This window comes from Pseudomonas sp. NPDC078416, assembly GCF_050268485.1.
Classification (GTDB): Bacteria; Pseudomonadota; Gammaproteobacteria; order Pseudomonadales; family Pseudomonadaceae; genus Aquipseudomonas.
This window is the reverse complement of the sequence record NZ_JBNNGV010000029.1, coordinates 1-26,317: the sequence shown is the minus strand read 5'-3', so window position 1 is coordinate 26,317 and position 26,317 is coordinate 1. Positions and strand designations below refer to the sequence as shown.

The 26,317-nt window shown below is 60.3% G+C and carries 19 protein-coding genes and 5 pseudogenes; 8 read left to right on the top strand and 16 right to left on the bottom strand.

What is annotated here, in order from left to right; genetic code table 11:
- Window positions 1-19: 19 nt before the first annotated feature.
- On the bottom strand, window positions 20-2,626 hold the full coding sequence (locus ACQKEN_RS20805) for an aconitate hydratase (protein WP_427688376.1): 2,607 nt from the start codon (window positions 2,624-2,626) through the stop codon (window positions 20-22).
- 316 nt (window positions 2,627-2,942) lie between these two features.
- On the opposite strand from ACQKEN_RS20805, the gene ACQKEN_RS20800 reads away from it, so the two are divergent.
- Window positions 2,943-4,259, top strand: coding sequence for a CitMHS family transporter (locus ACQKEN_RS20800; protein WP_427688374.1), 1,317 nt, complete (start codon window positions 2,943-2,945; stop codon window positions 4,257-4,259).
- A gap of 118 nt (window positions 4,260-4,377) precedes the next feature.
- Window positions 4,378-5,265 carry an FCD domain-containing protein gene (locus tag ACQKEN_RS20795; RefSeq protein WP_427688372.1) on the top strand — a complete coding sequence of 296 codons (888 nt, stop codon included), beginning with the start codon at window positions 4,378-4,380 and terminating at the stop codon, window positions 5,263-5,265.
- A 262-nt stretch (window positions 5,266-5,527) separates the two neighbouring features.
- Here ACQKEN_RS20795 and ACQKEN_RS20790 read toward each other — a convergent pair.
- From ACQKEN_RS20790 to ACQKEN_RS20745, 10 genes and pseudogenes are all read right to left on the bottom strand, one after another.
- Window positions 5,528-5,700: pseudogene (locus ACQKEN_RS20790) on the bottom strand (IS66 family transposase); the annotation flags it as partial.
- 59 nt (window positions 5,701-5,759) lie between these two features.
- Complete coding sequence (locus tag ACQKEN_RS20785; RefSeq protein ID WP_427688370.1) at window positions 5,760-6,812, bottom strand: AI-2E family transporter; 1,053 nt, start codon at window positions 6,810-6,812, stop codon at window positions 5,760-5,762.
- A 111-nt stretch (window positions 6,813-6,923) separates the two neighbouring features.
- On the bottom strand, window positions 6,924-7,754 hold the full coding sequence (locus tag ACQKEN_RS20780) for a DUF4892 domain-containing protein (RefSeq protein ID WP_427688369.1): 831 nt from the start codon (window positions 7,752-7,754) through the stop codon (window positions 6,924-6,926).
- 186 nt (window positions 7,755-7,940) lie between these two features.
- The gene (locus ACQKEN_RS20775) at window positions 7,941-8,795 is read right to left on the bottom strand and encodes an alpha/beta fold hydrolase (RefSeq protein ID WP_427688367.1); all 855 of its coding nucleotides are present in this window, start codon (window positions 8,793-8,795) and stop codon (window positions 7,941-7,943) included.
- The gene (locus ACQKEN_RS20770; RefSeq protein WP_427688365.1) at window positions 8,792-9,625 is read right to left on the bottom strand and encodes an alpha/beta fold hydrolase; all 834 of its coding nucleotides are present in this window, start codon (window positions 9,623-9,625) and stop codon (window positions 8,792-8,794) included. Before ACQKEN_RS20770 ends, ACQKEN_RS20775 begins: the two co-directional genes overlap by 4 nt.
- Before the next feature lie 395 nt (window positions 9,626-10,020).
- Window positions 10,021-10,440 (bottom strand): hypothetical protein, encoded by a 420-nt coding sequence (locus tag ACQKEN_RS20765; protein WP_427688363.1) that lies wholly within the window; start codon window positions 10,438-10,440, stop codon window positions 10,021-10,023.
- A 628-nt stretch (window positions 10,441-11,068) separates the two neighbouring features.
- Window positions 11,069-11,512: a hotdog fold thioesterase gene (locus tag ACQKEN_RS20760; protein ID WP_122538429.1), complete on the bottom strand. Its 444-nt coding sequence runs from the start codon at window positions 11,510-11,512 to the stop codon at window positions 11,069-11,071.
- A gap of 82 nt (window positions 11,513-11,594) precedes the next feature.
- Window positions 11,595-12,050, bottom strand: coding sequence for a phosphohistidine phosphatase SixA (sixA, locus tag ACQKEN_RS20755; protein WP_427688361.1), 456 nt, complete (start codon window positions 12,048-12,050; stop codon window positions 11,595-11,597).
- Between the two features lie 167 nt (window positions 12,051-12,217).
- Window positions 12,218-12,538, bottom strand: a pseudogene (locus ACQKEN_RS20750) (DUF4389 domain-containing protein); the annotation flags it as partial.
- Between the two features lie 19 nt (window positions 12,539-12,557).
- Window positions 12,558-13,583: an NAD(P)H-dependent glycerol-3-phosphate dehydrogenase gene (locus ACQKEN_RS20745; RefSeq protein ID WP_427688359.1), complete on the bottom strand. Its 1,026-nt coding sequence runs from the start codon at window positions 13,581-13,583 to the stop codon at window positions 12,558-12,560.
- Between the two features lie 313 nt (window positions 13,584-13,896).
- Between ACQKEN_RS20745 and ACQKEN_RS20740 the strand changes: the two are divergent.
- The 4 genes and pseudogenes from ACQKEN_RS20740 to fabB all read left to right on the top strand — a co-directional run.
- Window positions 13,897-14,139 (top strand): annotated as a pseudogene (locus tag ACQKEN_RS20740) (hybrid sensor histidine kinase/response regulator); the annotation flags it as partial.
- A 195-nt stretch (window positions 14,140-14,334) separates the two neighbouring features.
- Window positions 14,335-15,834, top strand: a pseudogene (locus ACQKEN_RS20735) (response regulator); the annotation flags it as partial.
- 210 nt (window positions 15,835-16,044) lie between these two features.
- Entirely contained in the window at window positions 16,045-16,560 is a 516-nt protein-coding gene (gene fabA, locus ACQKEN_RS20730; RefSeq protein ID WP_065986303.1) for a 3-hydroxyacyl-[acyl-carrier-protein] dehydratase FabA, read from the top strand.
- Between the two features lie 10 nt (window positions 16,561-16,570).
- Entirely contained in the window at window positions 16,571-17,797 is a 1,227-nt protein-coding gene (fabB, locus tag ACQKEN_RS20725) for a beta-ketoacyl-ACP synthase I (protein WP_133771614.1), read from the top strand.
- 215 nt (window positions 17,798-18,012) lie between these two features.
- Here the strand turns inward: fabB and ACQKEN_RS20720 are convergent, their stop codons facing one another.
- Window positions 18,013-19,623, bottom strand: a complete 1,611-nt coding sequence (locus ACQKEN_RS20720) for a methyl-accepting chemotaxis protein (protein ID WP_427688428.1) — start codon at window positions 19,621-19,623, stop codon at window positions 18,013-18,015.
- A gap of 205 nt (window positions 19,624-19,828) precedes the next feature.
- Here ACQKEN_RS20720 and ACQKEN_RS20715 point away from each other — a divergent pair, with 205 nt between their 5' ends.
- Window positions 19,829-20,692: a pirin family protein gene (locus ACQKEN_RS20715; protein WP_427688356.1), complete on the top strand. Its 864-nt coding sequence runs from the start codon at window positions 19,829-19,831 to the stop codon at window positions 20,690-20,692.
- 107 nt (window positions 20,693-20,799) lie between these two features.
- Here ACQKEN_RS20715 and ACQKEN_RS20710 read toward each other — a convergent pair whose 3' ends face one another.
- Window positions 20,800-21,525 carry a dienelactone hydrolase family protein gene (locus ACQKEN_RS20710; protein WP_427688355.1) on the bottom strand — a complete coding sequence of 242 codons (726 nt, stop codon included), beginning with the start codon at window positions 21,523-21,525 and terminating at the stop codon, window positions 20,800-20,802.
- 78 nt (window positions 21,526-21,603) lie between these two features.
- On the bottom strand, window positions 21,604-23,508 hold the full coding sequence (htpG, locus tag ACQKEN_RS20705) for a molecular chaperone HtpG (RefSeq protein WP_427688353.1): 1,905 nt from the start codon (window positions 23,506-23,508) through the stop codon (window positions 21,604-21,606).
- Between the two features lie 328 nt (window positions 23,509-23,836).
- Between htpG and ACQKEN_RS20700 the strand changes: the two genes are divergently transcribed.
- The gene (locus ACQKEN_RS20700; RefSeq protein ID WP_065986299.1) at window positions 23,837-24,088 is read left to right on the top strand and encodes a hypothetical protein; all 252 of its coding nucleotides are present in this window, start codon (window positions 23,837-23,839) and stop codon (window positions 24,086-24,088) included.
- A 102-nt stretch (window positions 24,089-24,190) separates the two neighbouring features.
- Here the strand turns inward: ACQKEN_RS20700 and brnQ are convergent, their stop codons facing one another.
- Complete coding sequence (gene brnQ / locus ACQKEN_RS20695; RefSeq protein ID WP_427688351.1) at window positions 24,191-25,504, bottom strand: branched-chain amino acid transport system II carrier protein; 1,314 nt, start codon at window positions 25,502-25,504, stop codon at window positions 24,191-24,193.
- A 485-nt stretch (window positions 25,505-25,989) separates the two neighbouring features.
- A pseudogene (locus ACQKEN_RS20690) lies at window positions 25,990-26,317 on the bottom strand (succinate--CoA ligase subunit alpha); the annotation flags it as partial.

Here is a 26,317-nt window from a genome sequence, read left to right as displayed (position 1 = left end):
GCGACAAATCAGCGGCGCATCAGCTGGCGGATGCGTTCTTCATGCTTTCGATCAGCAACTGCGGCAACAGACCACCGCTTCGGAAGTAACGAACGTCCTCGAAGGTATCCAGACGGCTCACGACACTGACGCGCTCGGTTTCGCCGTTTTCGCGCTCAATCACCAGAGTGACCTTGGCGCCTGGCTGGAAGTCATCAGTGATGCCCTCAACGCTAAAGGTCTCGCGGCCATTCAGACCCAGGCTTTGACGTGAGACGCCCTGCTCGAACTGCAGCGGGAGGATCCCGAGTCCTGCCAGGTTCGTGCGGTGAATACGCTCGAAGCTCTCCGCGACCACGACACGGACACCCAGCAAGCGTGGGCCTTTGGCTGCCCAGTCGCGAGAGGAACCGCTTCCGTATTCCTTACCCGCAACGACGATCAGCGGCTGCTTGCGATCCGCGTAGACCTCAGCGGCCTGGAAGATCGTAGTGACTTCTTTTTCGGGCAGCAGCAGCGTCCATGGGCCTTCGCGGCCATCTACGAGCAGCTCGTTCTTCAGGCGTGGGCTTGCGAAGGTCGCACGCTGTGCAGCCTCGTGGTTACCACGGCGAGTGCCATAGGAGTTGAACTCGGGAACAGCGATACCGTGGGACTGCAGATATTGACCCGCATCACTTTCAGGCAGGATCGCACCCGATGGGGAAATATGGTCGGTTGTGATGTTGTCCGACAGCATAGCGAGGACGCGCATGTTCCTGAGATCTTTGCTGGTATCAGTAGCCGTGACCGCGTCGCTCCAGTACGGAGGCTTACGGATGTAGGTGCTGCTGGTCTGCCAGTCATATTGGTCGCTGACCCCTGCACGCAAGTCGCTGGCAATCAAACCGGCTTCACGTGGGACATCCTCGTATGCCTTGTCGAAAAGGTCTGCGGTCAGGTTGTCCGCTTCGATTCGAGTCAGTTCTTCGTCACTTGGCCACAGCTCGTGCAAGTAAACAGGTACGCCATTCTCATCCAGGCCCAGAGCATCTTTCTCCGGATCGATCAGGTAGGTGCCTGCAATCGCGTAAGCAACGATCAGTGGCGGCGACATGATGAATACTTCGCGAGCCAGTGGATGAACCCGACCTTCGAAGTTACGGTTACCAGAGGTCGCAGCCACAGTTTCCAGCTTACGGGTGCGGATCTCTTCTTCGATCTCAGGGCTGAGCAGCGGGCCGGACATACCGTTACAGGTGGTGCACCCGTAGCCGACCAAGTTGAAGCCCAAGGCGTCGAGATCTTCGTTGAGCCCGGAGCGTTCGAGGTAATCAGTGACAACCATCGAGCCTGGTGCAAAGGACGTCTTGACCCAAGGAGCACGCTTCAAGCCGCGTTTGCGTGCGTTCCGCGCGACCAAGCCGGCGGCGATCACACCGCGTGGGTTAGAAGTGTTAGTGCAGCTGGTGATCGCCGCGAGCACTACCGAGCCGTTGTCCAAGCCAACTGGGAGGTTGGTCGCGGGGGCTTTTTGACCCAATACAATTCGTTGGTGTGGTTGCTTCGGCCCCGCAATTGAACGCGCCACAGAGCTGAGATTCAGCGTTACGACGCGGTTGTACTCAGCCTCTCCTAAGCTGTCATGCCACAGGCCTTGAGCGCGAGCATAAGCCTCAGTCAGGCCGGAAATCTGACCGCCACGACCCGTCATGCGCAGGTAATGCAGAGTGCGATCATCAATCGCGAACATCGCTGCAGTCGCACCAAACTCAGGCGCCATATTGGACAAAGTGCCACGATCAGCCAGCGACAGTTGTGGTACGCCAGGGCCGAAGAATTCCAGGAATGAACCGATTACGCCAGCCTTGCGCAGTTGCTCGGTCAGCGCCAGTGCGATGTCCGTTGCCAAGTAGCCTTGAGGCAGCGTGCCTTCCAGACGTACGCCGACAATTTCCGGCAGACGCAGCATCAACGATTTACCCAGCATTGCCGCTTCAGCTTCGATACCGCCTACACCCCAGCCCAACACGCCAATGGCATTGATCATAGTGGTGTGGCTGTCGGTACCGACCAGCGTATCCGGGAATGCCCACAGCTCGCCGTCACGACGCTGAGTTCCCACGACTGTGGTCAGGCGCTCCAGGTTGATCTGGTGAAGGATGCCTTTGCCCGAAGGGATGATCGACAGGTTGCTGAATGCCCTATTGCACCAGTCCAGAAACTGGAAACGTTCAGCATTGCGCTCACGCTCGATGGCTTCGTTATCGGCAAGCGCGCTCGCATCCCCCCAGCGCTCGACGTTGAGCGAGTGATCGACGACCAGGTGAGTTGGAGTGACCGGGTTAACCAAGCGTGGGTTGCCGCCCCTCTCGGCAACAGCATCACGCAGCCCGGCGAGGTCGACCAACGCAGGCGTACCGAGCAGATCCTGCAGGACGACACGGGCTGGTCGGAAAGGGATATCGAATTCTTTGGAGCGGGCGCAGATGACTTTGAGCGCGGCTTCAGGGTCAGCCTCCCCGCGCAAAACGTTCTCGGCGAGGATTCGCAGGCTGTAGGGCAGCTTTGCGTAATCACCGCCCAGGTCAGTCACGACCCCACGAATGTCGCTGACACGGTACTGGATCCCGTTGGCGGAAACGGTTTGACCCTTTGACTCAGGCATTGGCTAATCCTCAGAGGCTGCACAGGCAATGTTTTTGTGGCCCGATATTGCACTTTGTAACGATATAGGTCAATGTTGATTCATCCGATTTACTCAGCCACCGAAGTCGGACGTACCTCATCAGGCACCCAGCCAGGCAGGTACGGTAAAAAATAAACATAAGAAAATGAGGCCATCCATGATCCAGCTCCCGCACTTCAAATCCATTCGACCTCCCTCCCGCGTCGAGCCTGTCTCGACCTGAATCACGCCGGCTGACTTGCAGCCGCCAGGCTGATAGGCGCCCTACAAATTCAAGAACAAAGGGAGTTCGACCGTGCTGACAATCCTCGGCTTTTCGATGGTCATATGTTTCATGTACCTGATCATGACCAAGCGCCTTTCGGCGTTGATCGCTCTGATCCTGATCCCCAGCCTGTTCGCGCTGATTGGCGGGCACTACGCTGGTTTGGGCGGGATGATGCTCGACGGCGTGAAAACGTTGGCCCCTACGGGTGTCATGTTGACCTTCTCGATCCTGTACTTCGGGATCATGATTGACGCAGGGCTTTTCGATGGTTTGGTACGCTTCATTTTGAAGCTGGTTAAAGGCGACCCTTTGAAGGTACTGGTCGGTACCGCCGTGCTGACCATGTTGGTGTCGCTGGACGGTGATAGCTCGACGACCTACATGATTGCGTGTGCAGCCTTTTTGCCGCTTTATCAGCGTCTAGGCATGAGCGTTCTGGGCATGACGTGCCTGGTCAACATCGCCAGCGGGATCATGAACATCTCGCCATGGGGCGGGCCTACGGCCCGTGCAGCCGCAGCGCTTCATGTCGATGCAATGGACATCTTCGTGCCGATGATTCCGGGGATGCTCATCGGCGCTGCCTGCCTGGTGTTCACCGCGGTGATTTTGGGACGCAAAGAGCGCACTCGTCTGGGCATCATTCATCTGGATGACTTTCACAACGGATCAATTACGCTGGGTAACGGTTCTGCTGAGGAGTGTGACGATAACCGTCGTCCCAAGATGTTCTGGCCAAACCTCATTCTGACGCTGGTTTTAATCACCTGCCTGGTACTCGGCGCTATGCCAATCCAGATACTGTTCATGGTCGGATTTGCTATCGCGATCATGTTCAACTATCCAAAAATCGAGGATCAGAAAGCCCGTATTGCGGCTCATGCGGCCAACGTGCTCGCAGTCACAGGAGTCATCTTCGCTGCAGGCATCTTCACCGGGATTCTATCGGGTACCGGTATGGTTGATTCAATGGCAAAGAGTTTGCTGCACGTCATCCCTCCCAGCTTTGGGCCTTTCCTTGCGGTATTTACTGCTGTCGTCAGCCTGCCGTTCACTTTTTTCATGTCCAACGATGCGTTTTACTTCGGCATCCTTCCGGTAATAGCTCAAACCGCTGCCCAGTACGGCATCACGCCGCTGGAAATAGCCCGCGCGTCGGTTGTTGGCCAGCCGGTACACCTTTTGAGCCCCCTCGTGCCCTCGCTTTACTTGCTGGTTGCGTTAGCTAAAGTCGACTTGGGTGATCATCAGCGATTCGCGCTGAAGTGGGCGATTCTCGCAAGTTTTGGATTGTTTGTAGGGGGCGTGCTCTTCGGAGCTTTCCCGTTCTATCAGGTTCGCTAAGCAGATAGTGCGCGCTCAAGACGCACCGGCGGAGATCAGAAGAGTGTCTCTGCCGCTGCATAGCACGACGCGCTAGAATGGCAGCCCTCTGGTTCAGCACTTTCTGGTTCCCGATCCAATGCCTCTAAGCCCTCTCCAAGCACGCATTGCGCGTGACATCGTTTCTTACGTACGTCGTGAACGCTTCGCCATTGGTCATCACCTGGTCGAATCCCAACTGGCTACGACACTTAACGTGTCACGCACGCCGGTCAAGTTCGCCATGGGCCATCTGGTCGAAAAAGGCATGCTGACCTATGACCGCAACAGAGGTTTTTTCCTGGCGCGCGCAAGCGATGATCTGAGTGATCTCGTCTTAGAGGTCATGGAAAAGAGCGACGATCCTCTATACCTGAAACTTGCAGAGCTGCGACTAAGCAGACAGCTTCCCGAGCTGTTTACTGAGATCGAATTTATGCGCCAGTTTGACGTCTCCAGGGCAGCGCTGCGAGCCGTATTGTCCCGTATCCAGCAAGAAGGCTGGGTCGAACAGCGTGCTGGTCAGGGATGGCGTCTGCTCCCGATGATCGACTCTGTCGAGGCCTATGAAGAAAGCTACTCCTTCCGCGCTACCATTGAGCCTTCCGGCCTTCTGTCACCGACATTTCAGATTGATCGCGAAACCCTGGCTGCCTGTCGTCGGCAGCAGGAGTTCATTGCCAATGGTGGATATTTGACGATGACGCCGCAGGAGTTGTTTGAGGCCAACTCTCAGTTCCACGAGACTCTGGCGGCATGTTCAGGCAATCGCTTCCTGCAGCAGACCGTACGTCGCCTCGATCAACTGCGCCGGCTTGTTGAATACCGGCAGGCAAGCGCACGTGCACCCCGTAAAGGCCAAGCCGAAGAACACTTGGCGATTCTGGAGTGCCTGGAACGGGGTGACAGATTGGCAGCCGCTGATCAAATGCGACGCCATCTGGAACAGGCTAGACGCCACAAAGTCGACCCAGCTCTCTTCGAATAAGCCCCAACGCCTCCCTTGGAGCTGGCACGCGATCTGTCTCGGTCACGTGCGCTCTTCCCTGCCTGTCGATCCTGTACCGACCCTTCAAGTTAGTCGTCGGCTTATCCTGCTTTTCACAACGCATGGATTGACCTATATCGCCACAAAGTTCATTCTTGCACTCCACCACAAAGCAAGCTTTGGCAACGTGTCCGCCTGAACACACTCCCATCGCCAGAGACTTGATCGCACACACCACAATCAAAATAATGGCGAACATCGGGTGCGGCATCCAGCTTTCTTCGGCGGTCTCGAACAGGTTGTAAAGTTGAGCGCTAGCCTTCGCGCCTTTAACAACCAGTTCTTTGTTCCAATCACCAAGGGGCGGCTCGCACGTTCGGTGACATCGTTGTCAATCGGCAAATAGCCGTCCTCGACGTACCGCTCCAGTTTGTTCCCGGCATGACGAAACCGCCACCGAGTCCAGCCCGGCAGCGGATTTTTATGCGTGCTCACTACTTGACCGGCTGCCGCGCGCGACTGTCCCCGACCCAGTCCAGCAGTAAACTGTAGGCCACCGCCAGCAATGTCGGGCCGATGAACAGGCCGATGAAGCCGAACGCCAGCAGCCCGCCAAACACCCCGAGCAAGACAATCACCAACGGCAAATTGCCGCCGCGACTGATCAGGTACGGCTTGAGCACGTTATCGACGCCACTGACGATGAACGTGCCCCACAAGCCGAGAAAAATCGCCATCCCGTAATCGCCTCGCCAGGCCAGCCACGCCGTGGCCGGTATCCAGATCAGCGGTGGGCCCATGGGCACAAGGCTCAGCAGGAAGGTGCCGATGCCCAATACCAACGCGCCCGGCACACCGGCAATCAGGAAACCGATCAGCGCCAGCACTGCCTGCGCCGCTGCGGTGCCGATCACACCGTTGACAACCCGCTGAACCGTGCCGGCCACCAGATCGAGGTAATACTGCGCGCGATCGCCGATCAGCCGTTCCAGCAGACTCAGCACGAACGCTGCCACGCGCGGCCCGTCACGGTAGAAAAAGAACACGAAGATGATGCTCAGGGTCAGCTCGAGAATGCCGCCGCCGATCTGCGCACTGCGCGCCAGCAGCCAGTTGCCGACCTGACCCAGATAAGGCCGGACGCTGACCAGCAGCGCCGCGCCCTGTTGGTCGATGGTGTTCCAGTAGCCCACCAGCCGCTCGCCCACCAGCGGAATGCCCGCCAGCCAGGTGGGTGGATCCGGCAGGCCGTCCACTTGCACGTCCTTGACGAACGCCGTTGCGTCGCGCACGTGGTCCGCCAAATTGAAGCCCAGCCAGACCAGCGGCGCGAGCACCAGCACCATCCAGCCCAGGGTCAGAATCGCCGCCGCGAGGGATTCCCGCCCCTTGAGCGCGCGTGTCAGCAGACGCATCAGCGGCCAGCTGGCGAACGCCAGCACGGCACCCCAGAACAGCGCCGACCAGAACGGCACCATCACCCACAGACAGGCGCCGAATAGCGCGAGCAGGATAATCTGCACCAACAGGCGATCGTTATTGAACATCGGTCATTCCGCAAAGGAGGGGGTTGAATCCGAGAAGCATACCGGCGAACCACGTGGCTCGCCTCATGCTGACAACCCGATCAGTTTTTCAGGACAAGAACAGCGTTCGCTTCAGCGAATGAGTTCGAGGGTCAGACCGGGATTTTTCCGATCGCCCGCTTCCAGGCGTGCGGCGCGCACGCCTTTGGCCACCAGCGCCTGACGCCACGCTTCGCGCTGATCCCCGGAAAGAGTCACGCGCAAGGTGCTGTCCAGATTCAGGCCTCGGGACAGCAAGGTGATCCAGGGTTCCTGGGGCTCTGCCGTCAGCATCGGCAGCTCCAGCTCACCGGTGCTTTTCAGCTCGCGCAACAGGGTCGCGGACGTCGGCAGCAAATCCCCCAGCTGCGTGCTCGATTGAAATTGCTCGACGTGGAGGAACGCGCGGCGGTTGCCGCGGGTGATGCCGTACAACGCCACGAGGGTGTTGTCCGCCGGGGCGGCCAGGCGCAGCAACAGATAGGACTGACCGTTATCGGCGCCATACAGCTTGGCGTTGCCGAACACCTCGTTGGCCCACAGACTGCTTTCGCCACAATCCCGCGCCTGGCACCAGAACAGCAATTGCGCGCCCTGCTGCTGCAACGCTTCGCGGGCGGCGGTGAACGCCTCGTCGGCGCTGTGCTCGACCGGCAATTGGTAAGTAATGGCCGTCACGTTGCCCCGCCCGGACACCTGCCCGTCGAAGCGCAACTGGCCGCTGATCTTTCGGATCGAGCCCAACGGATAGATACGCTCCAGCTCAACAGCAGGCCGATAATCGACGATTTCCGCGTCTGCCAGTCGCGGCAGATTGGGCAAGTCCTGACTGCCGGGGACGTCGGCGGCATGGACGATGGCGCTGAACCCGGTGAGCAGCAGCGTGAGCGCGAGCGTGCGGGTGAAGGTGTGGGTGAACGTCATGGATGCGCTCATGGCAGGGCAATCGGCGAGGCAGCCATTGAAGCGGCAGGCAAGGCAATCGGCAGGCAAAACAAAGCCGCGACAACGCGCGGCGTGCTGGAAAATAAAATGTCGGGGCGTGGGCAGTGGTCCATCGTGCAGTCTCCTGTTTCAACTGCTCCAGCCTCGGCAGTTGCAGGTCGCAAGTCAAGGCGCGGCGAAGAAGCGATTGAAACAGTCTGCAACAGAGCGCGCACCCGCCTCATCGTTGAGGTGCAGATGGTGCCCGCCTGGCAAGGACGTCACCGTAAAAGGAACGCTGGCGAGCAGCTCCCGGTTCTGCGCAAGCATCCCCTCCTCGGCGACGATCAACTGCGCCGAACAGCGCACCGCCGTGACGAAAGACAGCGCCTGCGCTCGCGTCAGACGAATCGACGAGGGCAAGGTCAGCCGGCTGTCGCTGCGCCAGGTGTAGCCACCCGGCACCGGCATCAGGCCACGCTGGGCCAACAGTTCGGCCGCCTCACGACTGACCGCCACCATGCCTTTCATCCGCGCCTCCACTGCCCTATCCATGTCCGGGTAGACCGGCTTGCGCTTGCTCGGCTGGGTCAGTTGCGCCTGCAGCGCCGCGCCCATGCGCTCGACGACAGACTCGGGCTCGCCCACCGGCGGCACCAGGCCGTCGATCAAGGCCAGACGATTGACTCGCTGGGGGACGGCGGCCGCAACGATCACCGAAATGATTGCCCCCAGCGAGTGACCCAGCAGAGAGAAGCGCTCCCAGCCCATCTGTCCCGCCACCTGCAACACATCGTGGGCGTAGTCCGGCAAGCCGTAGGCGGAACCTGGCGGACGGTGGTCGGAGTGACCATGCCCGGCCATGTCCAGCGCCAGTATCCGCAGCCCTTCAAGCTTGGGCGCCAGCCGCGCGAAGCTGTTGGCGTTGTCCAGCCAGCCATGCAGGGCAATCACCGGAATGCCGTCCTGGGGACCAAACAGATGGGCGGCCAGCTCGATATGGGGCAGGCTCAGGCGGATTTCTTCCACCGAGCAGGTCATGCGCGGGCTCGTTGCAGGGCGGCATCGGCGTGCTCGCCGTTGGCTCTGGCCGACCAGCGGGAAAACAGCGTTCTGAGCATGTGGGCGGTGTCCTCGGGGTGTTCGAGCGGGAACATATGCCCGCCGGGCACGGAAAGATACACGCCCTCGCGCATGCTTTTGACTGACAGCGCATGGTGGCGCCGCACCACATCGCTGTTTTCGCCCCGCACCATTGCCAGCGGCACCCGCAACTGGCGGGCAAGGCCGGGGCTCGTATGGGGGACGCTGCGGTAGATGCTGATTTCGGTCGCAGGGTCGAAGCGCAAGCGCACCCCGTCGCCATCGGCTTGCAGCCCATGACGCAGATACGCCTCGAAGCAATCGGGATCGAAACGCCGGAACAGCGACTTGCCGGCAAAGTACTCCCGCGCCGCCTGGACACTGCTGAACACCTCCCGGCGCCCCAGCGTCCGGCCTGCGGGCGTGATGCGATCGATGAACCCAAAGCGCTTGGCCGCCCGAATCATCCACTGATCGAACCGCGTCAGCACCGGCGAATCCAGCATGACCACGCCCCGATACAACTCCGGATGACGCAACGCCGCATGGTAATGCAGCACGCCGCCCAGCGAATGCCCGACGCCCCACACCGGCTGCGGCTGCTCGCGCAAATGGTGGATCAACTCATCCACCAGCTCCGGCCAGTTGTCCGTCACCGGAAATTGCGGGTTATGGGCATGCTGCTCCAGATGGCGAATCTCGAACTCAGGCCCAAGCGCCGCGAACAACTTGCCGTACGTGCCCGACGGGAAGCCATTGGCGTGAGCGAAAAACAGAAGTTGAGACATGCCGACGCACCCAGAGCAACCAGAACAAGCCGCGATTGTGCGCACCGCCCGACGGGCCGGCAATGACCGGAACTGCCATCGATGAGGCCACTCCGGTCATGGGGGTGTTTATCGGGTTGTTTTGAGCGATCAAGTGGGAACGGCTTTAGCCGGGAAGGCGTCAGGGGTCACACCGCAAAATGGATGGCGTACACGCGGGCCTCTTCGCGGGCAAGCGCGCTCCTACAGGGGTGCGCTTACACTCGTAGGACCGGCTTCAGCCGGGAAGCCTGCGATCTCAAACGGGGACAGATTAATTTACGGTGAAACGCTAAGAATAAATCAGTCGCTTTTAAAGAGCAGCCTCTCCAGGCAGCTTCTTCAAGTGGCTTATTCAAGTGGCTTATTCAAGTGGCTCAGAGCATCTGTGTGAAACGGTCCAGACACGCCTGAATGTAAGCAACTTGAAAAGCGTAGGCCTCCTGAATGTTCGCCTTTGCCTCCTTGGGCAAATGCTTCTTTTTGAAACTCAAAATTCCCACCTGCATCTGCTGCACGGCGTCATCGGCGGCTTTCTGAAAAGTGCCCAGACCATCACTTTCCGGATACAGCTCCTTCAACGCATTCAGCCTGCGATCAGCCTCGTCACGCAACTGCTGAAACTCGACATTGTTGAGCGACTGGTCGTCGTAGATACGTGTCAGCCATTGACTCAAGGGGGTTTGACTCTTTGCGACCCTGGTCTCTTCGAGCGTCAAGATTTCGCTGGCGAGTTTTGCTATCTCGGCTGTCTTGCTGATGATGTGCTCACTGATCACTGCAGTTTTGCTGTCCATGGCCTAACTCCTTGATGTGCGGCATACCGACATGGGGAAGCTCAAGACTGAGGGCAAATACCCGCAGGAACAACTGTCACAAATGACAGTTGCCCAGCCTCCTGCGAATTGCCCCGCCCCTGGAATTCGGGACGCGGAGCGTCTGAGGCGGCATTACCACGCGGAGCGTGGGAACGATCAGATTTTTCTGTAGGAGCCGGCTTGCTGGCGAACGCGGTCCGTCAGGTATGAATACATCGACTGACAGAATGCATTCGCCAGCAAGCCGGCTCCTACAGTGTGAGCTGGGTACAGTCAGTGGGACCGGCTTCAGCCGGGAAGCCGTTGATCTGCTTTAAAAGCGCTTTTGATCTTCAAACGCAAATGGCTCAAACACCACAAATCGCGACTTGGGTGCAGGCTGAACGCAGGTCTCGCGGAGTGGGCCGAGCGGCATGGATGCCGCGAGAGCACCGTCAGGACATGGATGTCCGTTCGGCGCGGGCCCACGGAGCGAGGCCGGAGTGAAGGAGCCCTGACGAAGGAAGGGCCAAACCAGGAGCACAAGCCCTTGGTTACTTGGGGCTTTATCAAGTAACTCGCCGAAGGCGAAACCCGAGGCCGTTAGGCCGACGCTCTTGATCTTCGCTCAACGCCCGGGCGGCTGCTCACCATGCGGCACCACCGCCACCGTCAACCGGGAAATACAGCAGGCCTTGCCATCCTCCGTCGTCAGACGAATATCCCAGACATGGGTCGTGCGCCCGATATGCACCGGGTGCGCCACCGCCGTCACCCGCCCACTGCGCACCCCGCGCAAATGGTTCGCGTTGACCTCGATCCCCACACAAAAAAACCGATCGGTATCAATCACCAGATAACTGGCCGTGGAGCCCACCGTCTCCGCCAGCACCACCGACGCGCCTCCGTGCAACAAACCGTAAGGCTGATGAGTACGCTCATCCACCGCCATGCTCGCCGTCAAAGACTGGTCGTCGACGGCTTCAAACCGGATATCCAGCACCTCACCGATGGTGTTCTTCTGCTTCGCATTAAGCGCGTCGAGGTCCGGGGGGCTACGCCATACACTCATGGTTCTTCCTTGTTATTTCAGGGTTTGCACCACTGCTGTCATTCAACGCGGGGAGCGCAGACAACCGCTCACCGCTTCATCATCAAGCGTGCCGAACATCCACCAGTTCCATCGCGCCAGCAAGGGGTAAATCCGCCTCAAGCTGAGCCAGACTGGCAGTGTGCATCGGCTGCGCCTGCTGCAAGGAGCCATGCACCGCCAGCCCGATCAACGTGCCCACCAGAGGCTGATGACTGACCAGCAACACATTCTCCGCGCTGTACGCATCCAGCTGCTCCAGCACCTTGTGCGGGTTGCAGTCCGGCGTCAGCCACGGCACGGTCACGATGGTCCCCGTAAACCCAAGCGCCTGTCGGACCAGCTCGGCGGTCTGTTGGGCGCGCACATACGGGCTGGCAATGATCCGCTGCAGCGGCTGACCCATCAGGTGAGCGGCACTGCGCAAGACCTCTTCGCGGCCATTGGCAGTCAGCTCCCGCTCGGCATCCGTACGGGCCTGAGGTTTCGCCTCGCCGTGGCGCAGAATCCAGACCTTCACGGTTTTGGCTCCTCGCCGGGCGTGGACGGCGGCGTGACCGGCGCAGAGGGCGATGTGTCGACAACAGGATGCGGAGTGTCGGCAACCACCGGCGGCGTTTCGGGAACCGGTGGCGGCGTGGCGGGAACCGGTGGCGGCGTGGCTGCGGCAGGTTGCGCAGCAGCCGGCGCCGGTTGCGGCTTGGCTGCCACAACGTGCGGCGCCTCGCCCTCGGGCGCACGCGGCGTCGGCCAGTCGGCGAATGGCCATGGCTTCTGATCGGTGTGGAAGGTGCCAAAGCGGCCGATCTGCGCCAGGTACTGGCTCAGGCTGTCGCCGAATGACATCACGCTGAGGCTCGGCGCGCCGTTGAACAGGCGGTAAACCAGCTGCACCAGGACAGCCACCGCCAGCACCACCTCCGCCACTTGCCAGACCAGCACAAACAGCACCATCCACAGGATGCGCAGCAGGATCGATTCGTGTTGCTTGAGTTTTGATTCGTTCAAGAGCTTCTCCGTGCGGGGATCAGTTGAAACCGCTGGTTGAAATAAAATCGACGTCGGTCTTGGGCTCGGCGCGCATCAGCAGCTCGATGACCTGCTCCAGGGTGCGGCCCTCGAACAGAATGGCGTGAAGCCCGGCCACCAGTGGCATGTAAACCTGCAGTTCCTGCGCCTTGACCTTCAGCACCTTGAGCGTGTTGACGCCCTCCGCGACTTCACCCAGTCGGGTGACCGCTTCGTCCAGGCTCAGGCCCTGCCCCAGGGCAAAACCCACCTGGTAATTGCGGCTCTTCGGCGAGGAACAGGTGACGATCAGATCGCCGACCCCGGCCAGGCCCAGAAAGGTCATCGGATTGGCGCCCTGACTGACCGCAAAACGGGTCATCTCCGCCAGCGCGCGGGTGATCAGCATGCTCTTGGTGTTCTCGCCCATGTTCAACGCCACCGCCATCCCGGCAATGATGGCGTAAACGTTTTTCAGCGCGCCGCCCAGCTCCACACCAAAACGGTCGGCGCTGGCGTACACGCGGAAGGTGCGGCCATGCAGTGCGGCCTGGACCTGCTGACAGAGGTCCTCATCTTCGCTGGCGACGACCGTGGCGGTGAGGGCGTGTTCGGCGATTTCGCGGGCCAGGTTGGGCCCGGACAGCACGCCGATCCGCGCAGCAGGGGCGATATCCTGAAGGATCTCGCTCATGAGCTTGAAGGTGTCGGCCTCGATGCCCTTGGTCAGGCTGACCAGCATCTTTCCGGCGAGCAGCTCGACATGCGGGGTCAGTACGCCACGCAGCGCGCTGGACGGCAGTGCGACGAAGACCAGTTGGCTGTCTTGCAACGTGGCGTGCAGGTCGGTGACCGGCTCGACGCCCTCGAGCACCTTGATGCCCTTGAGGTAGCGCGGGTTCTCGCGATTGACGCGGATTGACTCGGCCTGCTCCGGATCGCGCATCCATTGTGTCACGCGATGACCGTTGCCGGCCAACAGATTGGCCACTGCGGTCCCGAAGCTGCCGCCGCCAAGGACCGCTATTGGTTGCTGTTGGGTCATAAAACAATCCATTCAGGGCCATCACATCTGGCGATGCGGGCATTATACGGGCCGTCAGGCTCGCGGCCAGCGGCAAAAGGTGCCCCCACGAACTTATAGCCGATCCCCCACTCTTGCCGAGGAAATTGCCCACAGCTCGGTTAAGATGCGCCCCCGAGATGAAAATTCCTCAACGGCGCCGATGAGCTATCGTCAGGTCGCTCCCGAAGAGATCCGTCACATGACACCAAGCGTCCACCTCCCCTGCCCCGTCAGGCGTCGCCATGCCTGAACATCGGCAAACCCTCCGGGACCAGACAGCCGGAACCGCCTCGTGACGGCTCAGCGCGGCTGGAACATCAGCACCCGCACGCAGATCCTCAGCCTCGGTCCGGCGTTGCTGCTGACCTTGCTGCTGATCAGCTTCTTTACCGTGGTGCGGATTCAGGACCTGCGACAGGAACTCAATCACACCGGGCAACTCATTGCCAACCAGCTGGCGCCCGCATCGGAGTACGGCGTCATCGTCGGCAATAACGCCGTGCTTGAAAACCTCATGAACGCCACGATGAACACGCCCCATGTGCGTTTTCTCGAAGTGCGCAACAGTGCCGGCAAGGTGCTGGTCCATGTCGAGCCCGCAGAGGAACAAGGGCATTCGCGGCAGATGGAAGTGTTCCAGGCGCCCATCCGCCTGCAGCCGGACAGGTCCGCGCAGCTGTTCGACAATGCTGACGAGGCCAGTTCCGCTGACGACCCCAGCGTTCCGGTCGAGGGCTATCTGGGTCGGGTCCTGGTGGGCATGTCCAGTGATGCATTCAATCAGCGAGAACAGGAAATACTGCTGAAGGCCGGCGTGCTGGCGATGTTCGCCCTGCTGTTTACCTACATGCTGGCGAGGCGGCTGTCGCTGAGCCTGTCCCAGCCCATCAGCGCTATGAGCGCCGCAGTCAAGGCTATCCAGCAGGGTGACTATTCTGCACCGCTGCCCGTTGCGGACGATGCCGAGCTGGGTGATCTCGCGCGGCACATCAACAATCTGGCCATGGGCCTTGAGAAGGCCAGCCGTGAGCAGAAGCAGGCCATGGATGAACTCATTCGGACCCGTGAAGAAGCCGAACGCGCCAACAACGCGAAGTCAGAATTCCTGGCCATGATGAGCCACGAGCTGCGCACGCCCATGAACGGCGTACTGGGCATGCTGCAGTTGATGGAAACCACGAAAATGACCGATGAGCAGGCCGAATACGCTGCGCTGGCCATGGAATCCACCGAGCATCTGCTGCGCGTCATCAACGACATTCTCGATTTCTCCCGCTTCGAGCGCGATGCGCTGGAACTGGAAAGCATTTCATTCAACCTCGCCGACCTGATCAGCACTTCGGTTCAGGCGTTTGCCCACAATGCACAGCAGCGCGGTCTGGCACTGGAACTGGATCTGCCGCCTTCGATGCAGGCGTTGCAGGTAAAAGGCGACCCGACGCGCATCCGGCAGATTCTGGTCAACCTGATCGGCAATGCGCTGAAATTCACCGAATTTGGCAGCGTGCGCGTTGAGGCAGGCTTTACCCTCGACCACCCGCAGCACGTTCTGTTTACCTGCGCGGTGCGCGACAGCGGCATCGGTATCTCTCCGGACCGGCTGGAATCGATGTTCGACGCGTTTCAGCAAGCGGACAACTCCATCTCCCGCCGCTACGGCGGCACCGGCCTGGGCCTGCCCATTGCGCGCAATCTGGCCGAGCGCATGGGCGGTTCACTGCAGGCGCGGAGCAGCGAAGGACTTGGCTCCGTGTTCCAATTGCAAATCCCGCTGCAGCGGGTTCAACAGCTGGTGATCGCACCCGCGCCCGGCGCCGTGGGTGAACTGCCCCAGAGCCGCGACGCCTGTGTGCTGCTGGTCGAAGACAACCCGGTAAACCGCACGGTGGTCGAGGCGATGCTGCGCAGCCTGGGTTTGCAGGTGAGCGTGGCGGCGGACGGGCTTGAAGCAGTGAACATGGCCAGTCGCGAAAGCTTCGCACTGATCCTGATGGACTGCCGACTTCCGGTCATGGACGGCTACGAAGCGACGCGCCGAATTCGCTTGCTGCCGGGGTTGGCGACGTTGCCCATTATTGCCCTGACCGCGAACGCCCAGCACGGCGACCGGGATATTTGTCTGCAAGCGGGAATGAACGATTACCTGGCCAAGCCGTTCAAACGTACTGATTTACAGCAGGTTTTGCAGCGCTGGTTGACCATTAAGGCATCTGCGACTGGCGGTAAATGATAAATTGCGGCAGTCTTGTGTGCCGATTCGACCCACGCCAACGCGCGGACGAAAAATTTCAGTGCACAGGTGTACATTCATTTCACCCGTGCTGTGACTTTCACTACAACGCAATAGTCTATGAGTAGGCTGCCAGCAGAGGGATGACCCGCTGGCCAGACTGGGTACGTAACGCCACACCCTGCCGCACAGGATTATCGAGGAGCTCGCATGACCAAACAAAACGCCTTTACCCGGGAAGATCTGCTGCGCTGCAGTCGCGGCGAGCTGTTCGGCCCAGGTAACGCGCAATTGCCCGCCCCCAATATGCTGATGGTTGATCGCATCACCCACATCAGTGAAGAAGGCGGCAAGTTCGGCAAAGGTGAATTGGTCGCCGAACTCGATATCACCCCGGACCTGTGGTTCTTCGCCTGTCACTTCGAAGGTGACCCGGTGATGCCAGGTTGCCTGGGCCTCGACGCCATGTGGCAGCTGGTCGGCTTCTTCCTGGGCTGGCAAGGCCTGCCGGGCCGCGGTCGCGCACTGGGCTCGGGCGAAGTGAAATTCTTCGGTCAGGTCCTGCCGACCGCCAAGAAGGTCACCTACAACATTCACATCAAGCGCGTCCTCAAAGGCAAGCTGAACCTGGCGATCGCCGACGGTTCGGTCAGCGTGGACGGCCGTGAAATCTATACCGCTGAAGGCCTGCGTGTCGGCGTCTTCACTTCCACTGAAAATTTCTAAGGGTATTCGCATGCGCCGCGTCGTTATCACTGGTCTGGGCATTGTTTCCTGCTTGGGCAATGACAAAGACACCGTCTCCGCCAACTTGCGTGCAAGTCGCCCTGGCATCCGTTTCAATCCGGAATACGCCGAAATGGGTCTGCGCAGCCAGGTCTCGGGCTCTATCGATCCAAACCTGCCGCTCAAGGAATTGGTCGACCGCAAAACCCTGCGTTTCGTCGGTCAGGCGGCGGCTTATGCCTACGTGGCCATGAAGAGCGCCGTGGAAGACTCCGGGCTGACTGAAGAGATGGTATCCAACCCGCGTACCGGTCTGATTGCCGGCTCTGGCGGTGCTTCGACTCTAAACCAGATGGAAGCGCTGGACATCCTGCGCGAGAAAGGCATCAAAAAGGTTCTGCCGTATTACGTCACCCGCACCATGAGCAGCACGGTGTCGGCGTGCCTGGCGACGCCATTCAAGATCAAGGGCCTGAACTACTCCATCGCTTCTGCCTGCGCCACCAGTGCTCACTGCATCGGTACCGCCATGGAGCAGATTCAGATGGGCAAGCAGGACATCGTCTTTGCCGGCGGTGGCGAAGAGGAGCACTGGAGCCAGTCGTTCCTGTTCGACGCCATGGGCGCGCTGTCGAGCAAACGCAACGACACGCCGGAACAGGCTTCCCGTGCCTACGACGCTGACCGTGACGGTTTCGTCATCGCTGGCGGCGGCGGCATGGTCGTGGTCGAGGAGCTGGAACACGCTCTGGCCCGTGGCGCGAAAATCTACGCCGAGCTGGTGGGCTACGGCGCCACGTCCGACGGTTATGACATGGTCGCTCCAAGCGGCGAAGGCGCCATCCGATGCATGCAGCAGGCGCTGTCCACCGTTGACGGCACCATCGACTACCTGAACACCCACGGCACCTCCACGCCGGTCGGCGACGTCAAGGAAATGGAAGGCGTGCGTGAAGTGTTCGGCGACAAGGCCCCAGCGATCAGCTCCACCAAGAGCCTGTCGGGTCACTCCCTGGGCGCCGCCGGCGTTCACGAAGCGATCTACTGCATGCTGATGATGGAAGGCAACTTCATGGCCGGTTCGGCGAACATCGACGAGCTGGACCCAGCCGTTGCCGACATGCCGATCCTGACCAAGACCCGCGAGAACACCGAGCTGAATCTGGTGATGAGCAACAGCTTCGGCTTCGGCGGCACCAACGCCACCCTGGTGATGAAGCGCTGGACTGGCAAGTAATCGAGTCAGTTACAGACAAAAAGGCGCCCCTCGGGGGCGCCTTTTTTGTGGGCAGTTGAAATGCATTGGGTCGGCCCCCTGTTTTATGGCACCGGCTTTAGCCGGGAAGACGTCAGGTGTAAGGCCGCGGTATTGATGGTGCACAAGCTGGCCTCTTCCCGGCTGAAGCCGGTCCCACAACAGCATCGCGTGCATTCCGTGGAACCCGGCCGGGGTCACACCGAGAACGCTGCAACCATGCCGTTCAGGTCGGTTGCCAGTCGCGACAGCTCGTGGCTGGCGGCGCTGGTCTGGTTGGCGCCTGCCGAGCTCTGCAGGGAGATGTCGCGGATGTTGGTGAGGTTGCGGTCCACCTCCCGCGCGACCTGGGCCTGTTCCTCCGACGCACTGGCAATGACCTCGTTGCGTTCGGTAATCAGCGTGATTGCCGCGGCGATGTCATCCAGCGCCACCCCGGCGGATTGCGCCAGCTCCAGAGTGGTCTGCGCACGACTGTTGCTGCCTTGCATGGCGGCCACGGCCTGATCGGTGCCCTGACGGATGTCGCCCACCAGCTGTTCGATTTCCTGGGTCGATGACTGTGTCCGGTGGGCCAACGCGCGCACCTCATCCGCCACCACGGCAAAGCCGCGTCCCGCCTCCCCTGCCCGCGCTGCCTCAATGGCTGCGTTCAACGCCAGGAGATTGGTCTGCTCGGCAACCGAGCGAATCACGTCAAGTACCTTGCTGATGCCATACACCTTCTGCGCCAGGGTCTGGACCTGCTCGCCGGCGTCGGTCACGTCTTCGGCCAGATGGGCGATGGACGCCACGGTCTGCTGAACCTGCTGACGACCGTGCTGGGCAATCCGGTCAGACTCACCGGATGCTTCGGACGTGGCGACGGCATTGCGCGCCACTTCCTCGACCGCCGCGGTCATCTCGTTGACCGCCGTCGCCGCCTGATCGATCTCAAGACTTTGCTGGTGCAGGCCGCGAGTGGCGTCTTCGGTGACGGTGCTGAGTTCTTCCGAAGCCGACGCCAGCTGGTTCGAGGAATCGGCGATGCGCATGATCGTGCTGCGCAAATTCTGTTGCATGGTCTTCAGCGCTTCCAGCAATCGGGCCGGTTCATCTCGACCCTCCACGACGATCTGTGCGGTGAGGTCACCCGCTGCAACTACCTGAGCAATGCCCAACGCCTGGGCGATCGGCCTGACGATGCTGTGGGTCAATCCCCACGCCAGCAACAACGTGATCAACGCCGTCAGGAGCATAATGCCAATGACCCACGCAAACGCACTGGAGAACACTGCCCGAGCCAGATCGCTCGCTTGTCCGGCACCTTGCTTATTCAACGCCGTCAACTCATTCAGGGCGACGGTCATCTGGTCGGCAAACTGGTTCATTTCGCCGTTGACCAGCTGCAGTGCGTCGTCCACCTGATTGGCTGCGGACAGCTCCATCACCCGGTTCTGGCGCTGGAAATAAGCCTGTTTCGCCACTGCAAACGCTTCGTACAACTCCCGCTCGCGGGCGGTTCCGATCAAGGTAACGTAGTTCTGCTGGGTGGTCTGCAGCCCCGCCTTGAGCTGATCAAGCTTGGCAGTATTGTCACGCAGGGCATCCGGGTTGCGGTTGAGCATCAGACGCAGCGTCAGGGTGCGAATCCGCATCAGGTCCTGACCCATGGTGCCAAGCTCCATGACGCTGGGCAGCCACTTGTTCTCGACCTGGTCCGACTCCTTGCGCATGCTCGACATCTGCAGCAATGCGAAGGCCCCAAGACCGAACACCAGCAGGGCCAGCACGCCGAAACCGAGGGCGGCCCGGGGTGCGATATTCATATTTCTGATGCTCATACCTGATCCCTTCCCAAAGACGCTGCTCTGAAAAGAACAGTTGCCCGTGGTGTCGGCTTACAGATGACGCTCTGTAGGACAATTCCCAAAGCATTTCGTAATAATTCATTTCAGAGGTTCTGGCACAGCTGTCCCAGCCAATTGCACGATTGATCTATATGCTGTGTCCATGTCCAGAGGGAGCGCCATCATGCTGACCATCATTCCCCGCGCCGAAGACGTCGAAGGCCAACCGATCCTGCGCCCCCTTCCCGCTGCGCAATGCCGGAGCGTGGGGCCCTTCGTGTTTTTCGATCACATGCTGGAAACCACGTATGCGCCCGGCACCGGCATGGACATCCGCCAGCACCCGCACATCGGCCTGTCGACGCTGACCTACCTCTTCGAAGGCGAGATCCGACACAAGGACAGCCTCGGCAGCGATCAGCACGTCAGACCGGGCGAAGTCAGCTGGATGACCGCCGGCAGCGCCATCGCCCACATTGAGCGCACACCCGCAGCCCTTTACGCCAGCGGCTCTCGCCTGCATGGCCTGCAAGTCTGGCTGGCGTCGCCCAAATCCCATGAGCAAGGCGAAGGTCATTACAGCCATCACCCCGTCGCCACACTGCCGGTCAGCGACGCCATGGGCATTCGGATCCGCTTGATCGCAGGCGAAGGCTTTTGCCTGAAGTCGCCGGTGCCGGTGCTGTCACCCACGCTCTACGCCGAACTGAACCTGCAGACGGCGACGACGCTGTGTGTGCCCGCCGAGCACGAACAGCGAGCGCTGTACGTCATCGAAGGCGACCTGCTACTGGACGGCGAGCCGGTGCAGCCCCGCAGCCTGGTGGTGCTGGATGCAGGCAGTGAGCCGATGCTTTGCGCGGAGAGTGAATGCCACGCGGTGCTCATCGGCGGCGCGCCCCTGGACGGGCCGAGACGGATGAACTGGAATTTCGTGGCCAGTGACCCGGCGCTGATCGAACAGGCCAGGGCGAGATGGGCGGCCGGGGACTGGCCGACCGTGCCGGGGGAAGTGGAGCGGATTGAATTGCCAGCGCCCCGAAGATAGCTCCAGGGTCACACACCCTTTAGCCGGCTTGCTGGCGAACCCTTTCAGGGGAGGCAACTGCTGACAGTGAAAATCCAGGCGAGTCAGCAGTCACCCGCTTCACATGCTCAGCCCGCGAACACCTCGTCCAGCAGGTTGTGCATCGAAGTAAACGCACGCTTTGAAACGGTCGGGTTGTACATCTGCACGCCCGGGTTGTTGGCGTGCGGGTCGGTGAAGGAATGGAACGCCCCACCGTAGCTCAGCAGTTGCCAGTCGACGCTGGCGGCGTTCATCTCGGCTTCAAACGCGGGAAGTTGCTCTTTCGGCACCAGAGGGTCGGACGCGCCGTGCATCACCAGCACTTTGCCCTTGATGTTCTTGGCGTCGGCCGGGTTCGGCGTGTCGAGGGTGCCGTGAAAGGACACCGCAGCCTTCAACGGCGCACCGGTGCGCGCCAGTTCCAGTGCGCAGCAACCGCCGAAGCAGAAGCCGAACGCCGCCAGTCGGGACGTATCGACGGCGGCAATGGTCTGCGCAGTCAACTGATCCAGTGCGGCCTTCATGCGGGTGTTCAACAGCACACGATCATTCTTCAACGGCATCATGGCAGCCGCCGCTTCATCGCCATTGGTCGGGCGCACCTGCTGGCCATACAGATCCGCCAACAAGACCACATAGCCCTTCGCTGCCACCTCTTTGGCAATCTGCTCGGCGTCTTCGCTGACACCCATCCAGTTAGGCGCCATCACCAGACCCGGTGCGGCCTGAGCCCCTGCGCCGAAGGCCAGACGACTCTCGTAGCTCACGCCGTCGATGTCATACACGACGGACTGCACGGTCACATTGCTCATAGCGAACTCCTGCTGATAAGGATGGAGGGAGATTAAATGACAAAACCCGCCGGAGCGGGTTCTGCCGTGACGCGGATGTTAAACCGAGAGCTCGACCAACAACTTGTTCAAACGGCGCACGTAGGCAGCCGGATCTTTCAAGCTGTCGCCGGCCGCCAGCGCAGCCTGGTCGAACAGGATGTGCGACAGATCGCCGAAGCGGTCTTCATTCTGCTCGTGGTCCAGTTTGCCGATCAGCGGGTGCGACGGGTTGAATTCGAAGATTGGCTTGGAGTCCGGCACCTTCTGACCGCTCGCTTCGAGGATCTGACGCATCTGCAGACCCAGGTCCTGCTCGCCAATCGCCAGAATCGCCGGCGAATCGGTCAGGCGATGGGAAACCCGCACTTCACTGACGGCATCACCCAGCGCGGTTTTAAGGCGCTCGATCAAGCCTTCCTTGTCCTTGGCGACTTCTTCCTGGGCTTTCTTGTCCTCTTCGGAATCAAGCTTGCCCAGGTCCAGGTCACCGCGTGCCACGTCGACGAAACCCTTGCCGTCGAAGTCGCTCAGGTAGCTCATCAGCCACTCGTCGATACGGTCGGTCAGCAGCAGCACTTCAATGCCTTTCTTGCGGAAGACCTCGAGGTGCGGGCTGTTCTTGACCTGCGCGTAGCTTTCGCCGGTAAGGAAGTAGATCTTGTCCTGAGCTTCCTTGGCGCGCGACAGGTAGTCGGCCAACGAAACACTCTGCTCGCCGCTGTCGTCGGAGGTCGATGCGAAGCGCAGCAGGCCGGCGATTTTCTCTTTGTTGGCGAAGTCTTCGGCCGGGCCTTCTTTCAGCACCTGACCAAAGTTTTTCCAGAAGCCTTTGTATTCTTCCGGCTGGTTTTTCGCCAGCTTCTCCAGCATGTCCAGCACGCGCTTGGTCAGCGCGGACTTCATCGAATCGATGATCGGGTCTTTCTGCAGGATTTCACGGGACACGTTCAGCGACAGGTCGTTGGAATCGACCACGCCCTTGATGAAGCGCAGGTACAGCGGCAGGAAGGATTCAGCCTGGTCCATGACGAACACGCGCTGCACGTACAGCTTCAGGCCGCGCGGTGCTTCGCGCTGGTACAGGTCGAACGGCGCGCGGGCCGGCACGTACAGCAGCGAGCTGTATTCCAGCTTGCCTTCGACCTTGTTGTGGCTCCAGCTCAGCGGGTTCTCGAAATCATGGGCGATGTGCTTGTAGAACTCCTGGTATTCCTCGTCCTTGACCTCGGTACGAGGACGGGTCCACAGCGCGCTGGCGCGGTTGACGGTTTCCCACTCTTCAACCGGCTCGGCGTCGCCTTCGACCGGGGCCTGCTCTTTCGGCAACTGGATCGGCAGAGCGATGTGGTCGGAGTACTTCTTGATGATGTTGCGCAGACGATAGCCGTCAGCGAACTCATCTTCGGCGCTCTTGAGGTGCAGCACGATGCGGGTGCCGCGATCGGCTTTCTCGAGGGTAGCGACTTCGAACTCGCCCTCGCCTTTCGAGGACCAGTGCACACCTTCGCTGGCGGGCAGGCCGGCGCGACGGGTGAACACTTCGACCTGATCGGCCACGATGAACGCGGAATAGAAACCGACACCGAACTGACCGATCAGGTGGGAATCCTTCTTCTGATCGCCGGACAGGTTCTTCATGAAGTCGGCGGTGCCGGACTTGGCGATGGTGCCCAGATGAGTGATGACATCTTCGCGGCTCATGCCGATGCCGTTGTCTTCCAGGGTGACGGTCTTGGCATCCTTGTCGTAGCTGACACGGATCTTCAGCTCGGCGCCGCCTTCCAGCAGCTCAGGCTTAGACAGCGCCTCGAAGCGCAGCTTGTCCACCGCGTCGGACGCGTTGGAGATCAGCTCGCGAAGGAAGATTTCCTTGTTCGAGTACAGCGAATGGATCATGAGGTGCAGCAGCTGCTTCACCTCGGTCTGGAAGCCCAGGGTTTCCTTTTGAGTTTCCACACTCATGGTCATCAAACTCCAATCAGTCCACACAAATAGGGGCAGTTGCTCGAAACGCCGTGGGCGGCTCCGAGCAACGGGTTGTCATCAAGGTGGGGGCTGGAGAGGCGATTTCAAGGGACGAGCTTGCTGTCGGTGAAGAATCTTCATCCTCGGAAAATCTTCCGGCCGCCGATGTGTTGCCTGACGACGGCACATAAATGGGTGAACACCTCTGCTCGGCTGAGTAGTTACACCGCTGAGACGCTTATGTATTTATCCCGCCGGTACATGGAACTAACCTTATAAGCGAATGCTCGAAGGCACGTTGATGACCAATAAGGAGAAACACCCCATGCGTAAATCTTTAGCTATTGCCCTCATGCTTTCTGCCACTCTGGGCCTCGCCGCCTGTGACAAGAAATCCGAAGATAAACAGCAAGATGCAAACAAGGCTGCCGAGCAGTCGCAAGAATCGATGCAAAAAGCGCAAGACAAAGTGAACGACGCTGCCAAAGAAAGTCAGGAAGCCGCTCAAAAGAACGCTGAAGCCGCTCAAGAGCGCGCGAAAGAAGCGAATCAGGCAGCACCTGCAACTAAGCAGTAAGTTTCCAGAGTTTCAAAAAAACAAAGCCCGCATTAAGCGGGCTTTGTTTTGTCTGCTTGAAAAAGATCGGCGCGTTTATGCTGCGACGCGCCGACCTGCCCCTCAGGCCAGCGCTTCGCTGCGCTTGCCCAGCGTGCGATCCACCACGAACGCGATGAACAGCGTGATCAGCGACGGGATCAGCCAGGCCAGGCCTTGTTCGCTCAACGGCAGATGAGCCAGCCCATCCGGCAGGTACACACCCAGCGCAGACCCCTTCACCGCATCCACCGCACCGATCAGGAACGCGACCAGCATGACCGGTGCGACGATCCGCCCTTGCTCGTGCCAGAAGTCCTTGCAGAAGCTCAACGCCACCAGCGCAATGCACGGCGGGTAGATGGCGGTCAGCACCGGAATCGAGAACTGGATCAGCTTGGTCAGACCCAGGTTGGATACCAGCAGGGAAAATACTGCCAGCAGAATCACCAGCGTCTTGTAGGACAGCGGCAGCACGCGGCTGAAGTATTCAGCGCAGGCGCAGGTCAGACCGACCGCCGTCACCAGACAGGCCAGCGAGATCAGCACGGCGAGAAAGCTGCTGCCCAGGGTACCGAAAGTGTGCTGGACGTAAGCGTGCAACACGGCGGCGCCATTGGTTGCACCGGCAGCGATGGCGTGGCTGTCGGAGCCCAGGCGGAACAGGCTGATGTAGACCAGCGCCAGACCGACACCGGCGATCAGGCCGGCGATGATGGCGTAGCGAGTGATCAACCGAGGCGACTCGACACCCCGTGAGCGAATCGCGTTGACGATGACGATGCCGAAAACCAGCGCCCCCAGGGTGTCCATGGTCAGGTAGCCATTGATAAACCCCTGGGAAAACGGCGCCGCGACATAGGCAGGTTCTGCGATGCCGACCTCCCCCGCTGGCAGGACAAACGCGGCGATCCCGAGAATAGCCAGAGCGATGATCTTCAGCGGCGCGAGGAAACGGCCCACGGTGTCGAGCAGTCGACCCGGATAAAGGGAGATCCAGAACACCAGCACGAAATAAACCAGGCTGTAGAGGAACAGCGCGAGCGGGCTTTCACCGGTCAGCGGCGCCAGACCGACTTCGAAGGACACCGTCGCGGTGCGCGGCGTGGCGAACAGCGGGCCCACGGACAGGTAGCAGACGGCGGCAAGAACAGTCCCGGCGACCTTGCCGATCGGGCTGCTCAACGCGTCCATCGCGCCGCCGACCTTGGCCAGCGCGATGACGGTCACCACCGGAAGGCCGACCGCCGTGACCAGAAAGCCCAGGGCGGCCATCCATACATTGGGGCCGGCCTGAAGGCCTACGATCGGGGGGAAGATGATATTGCCGGCGCCCACGAACAGCGCAAACGTCATGAAACCCAGTGCCAGAATGTCCTGGCCTTTCAACACTTTCATTAAGGAAACCACACTGCAGAATCGGAATTGAGAAGAGGATTTCCCTGAGGGTGGGGGAAATGCTGCCCGCCCTTTTAAGACAGACCCTGAGCGCGCCGCCGCTCCTTGTGGGAGCCGGTTGCACAAAACGGCGGGTAGCCTACCCTATTTGGCGCACCGATACAGGGCGGTGCGACCGCTGAACGCACGTTCGTGTCGCATATCAGAAATGTCTTACAGGATCAGGGCCTTCGATCTCCGCCCAGAGCATCGGGTCAGGTCTCTGCACGGTCCATTGTAGGAGCGCGCTTGCCCGCGAACTGCGCTGGGTCATCCAACGGGTGTGATGCTGACCCTCCGCGTTCGCCAGCAAGCCGGCTCCTACGGGTTTTTACCGCGGCTGGACTTAGCGCCAACATTGAAATCGCCTGCCCACTTGCAAATGCCAGAAACGCAAAAGCCACCCGAAGGTGGCTTTTGTTGATCAGGCAGCGAATAGAGGGCGATTACGCCTTCTTCACTTCCCAACCGGTCAGCTCAGCCAGGGCTTTGCCGATGTCTGCCAGCGAACGCACGGTTTTGACGCCTGCGTCTTGCAGCGCAGCGAATTTCTCGTCTGCAGTGCCTTTGCCGCCAGAGATGATCGCGCCCGCATGGCCCATGCGCTTGCCCGGAGGAGCAGTCACACCCGCGATGTAGGAAACGACTGGCTTGGTCACGTGTGCCTTGATGTAGGCAGCCGCTTCTTCTTCAGCCGAACCGCCGATCTCGCCGATCATGACGATCGCTTCGGTCTTCGGGTCTTCCGGGAACAGCTTCGTGATGTCGATGAAG

Bases quoted from the DNA above. Each gene is read 5' to 3' on its own strand.
- fabB (WP_133771614.1), top strand. From the start codon at position 16,571: ATGCGCCGCGTCGTTATCACTGGTCTGGGCATTGTTTCCTGCTTGGGC.
- ACQKEN_RS20805 (WP_427688376.1), bottom strand. From the start codon at position 2,626: ATGCCTGAGTCAAAGGGTCAAACCGTTTCCGCCAACGGGATCCAGTAC.
- ACQKEN_RS20720 (WP_427688428.1), bottom strand. From the start codon at position 19,623: ATGAATATCGCACCCCGGGCCGCCCTCGGTTTCGGCGTGCTGGCCCTG.
- ACQKEN_RS20700 (WP_065986299.1), top strand. From the start codon at position 23,837: ATGCGTAAATCTTTAGCTATTGCCCTCATGCTTTCTGCCACTCTGGGC.
- ACQKEN_RS20710 (WP_427688355.1), bottom strand. From the start codon at position 21,525: ATGAGCAATGTGACCGTGCAGTCCGTCGTGTATGACATCGACGGCGTG.
- ACQKEN_RS20795 (WP_427688372.1), top strand. From the start codon at position 4,378: ATGCCTCTAAGCCCTCTCCAAGCACGCATTGCGCGTGACATCGTTTCT.
- ACQKEN_RS20715 (WP_427688356.1), top strand. From the start codon at position 19,829: ATGCTGACCATCATTCCCCGCGCCGAAGACGTCGAAGGCCAACCGATC.
- ACQKEN_RS20770 (WP_427688365.1), bottom strand. From the start codon at position 9,625: ATGTCTCAACTTCTGTTTTTCGCTCACGCCAATGGCTTCCCGTCGGGC.
- brnQ (WP_427688351.1), bottom strand. From the start codon at position 25,504: ATGAAAGTGTTGAAAGGCCAGGACATTCTGGCACTGGGTTTCATGACG.
- ACQKEN_RS20760 (WP_122538429.1), bottom strand. From the start codon at position 11,512: ATGAGTGTATGGCGTAGCCCCCCGGACCTCGACGCGCTTAATGCGAAG.
- ACQKEN_RS20785 (WP_427688370.1), bottom strand. From the start codon at position 6,812: ATGTTCAATAACGATCGCCTGTTGGTGCAGATTATCCTGCTCGCGCTA.
- ACQKEN_RS20745 (WP_427688359.1), bottom strand. From the start codon at position 13,583: ATGACCCAACAGCAACCAATAGCGGTCCTTGGCGGCGGCAGCTTCGGG.
- ACQKEN_RS20765 (WP_427688363.1), bottom strand. From the start codon at position 10,440: ATGGACAGCAAAACTGCAGTGATCAGTGAGCACATCATCAGCAAGACA.
- htpG (WP_427688353.1), bottom strand. From the start codon at position 23,508: ATGAGTGTGGAAACTCAAAAGGAAACCCTGGGCTTCCAGACCGAGGTG.
- fabA (WP_065986303.1), top strand. From the start codon at position 16,045: ATGACCAAACAAAACGCCTTTACCCGGGAAGATCTGCTGCGCTGCAGT.
- ACQKEN_RS20775 (WP_427688367.1), bottom strand. From the start codon at position 8,795: ATGACCTGCTCGGTGGAAGAAATCCGCCTGAGCCTGCCCCATATCGAG.
- ACQKEN_RS20780 (WP_427688369.1), bottom strand. From the start codon at position 7,754: ATGACGTTCACCCACACCTTCACCCGCACGCTCGCGCTCACGCTGCTG.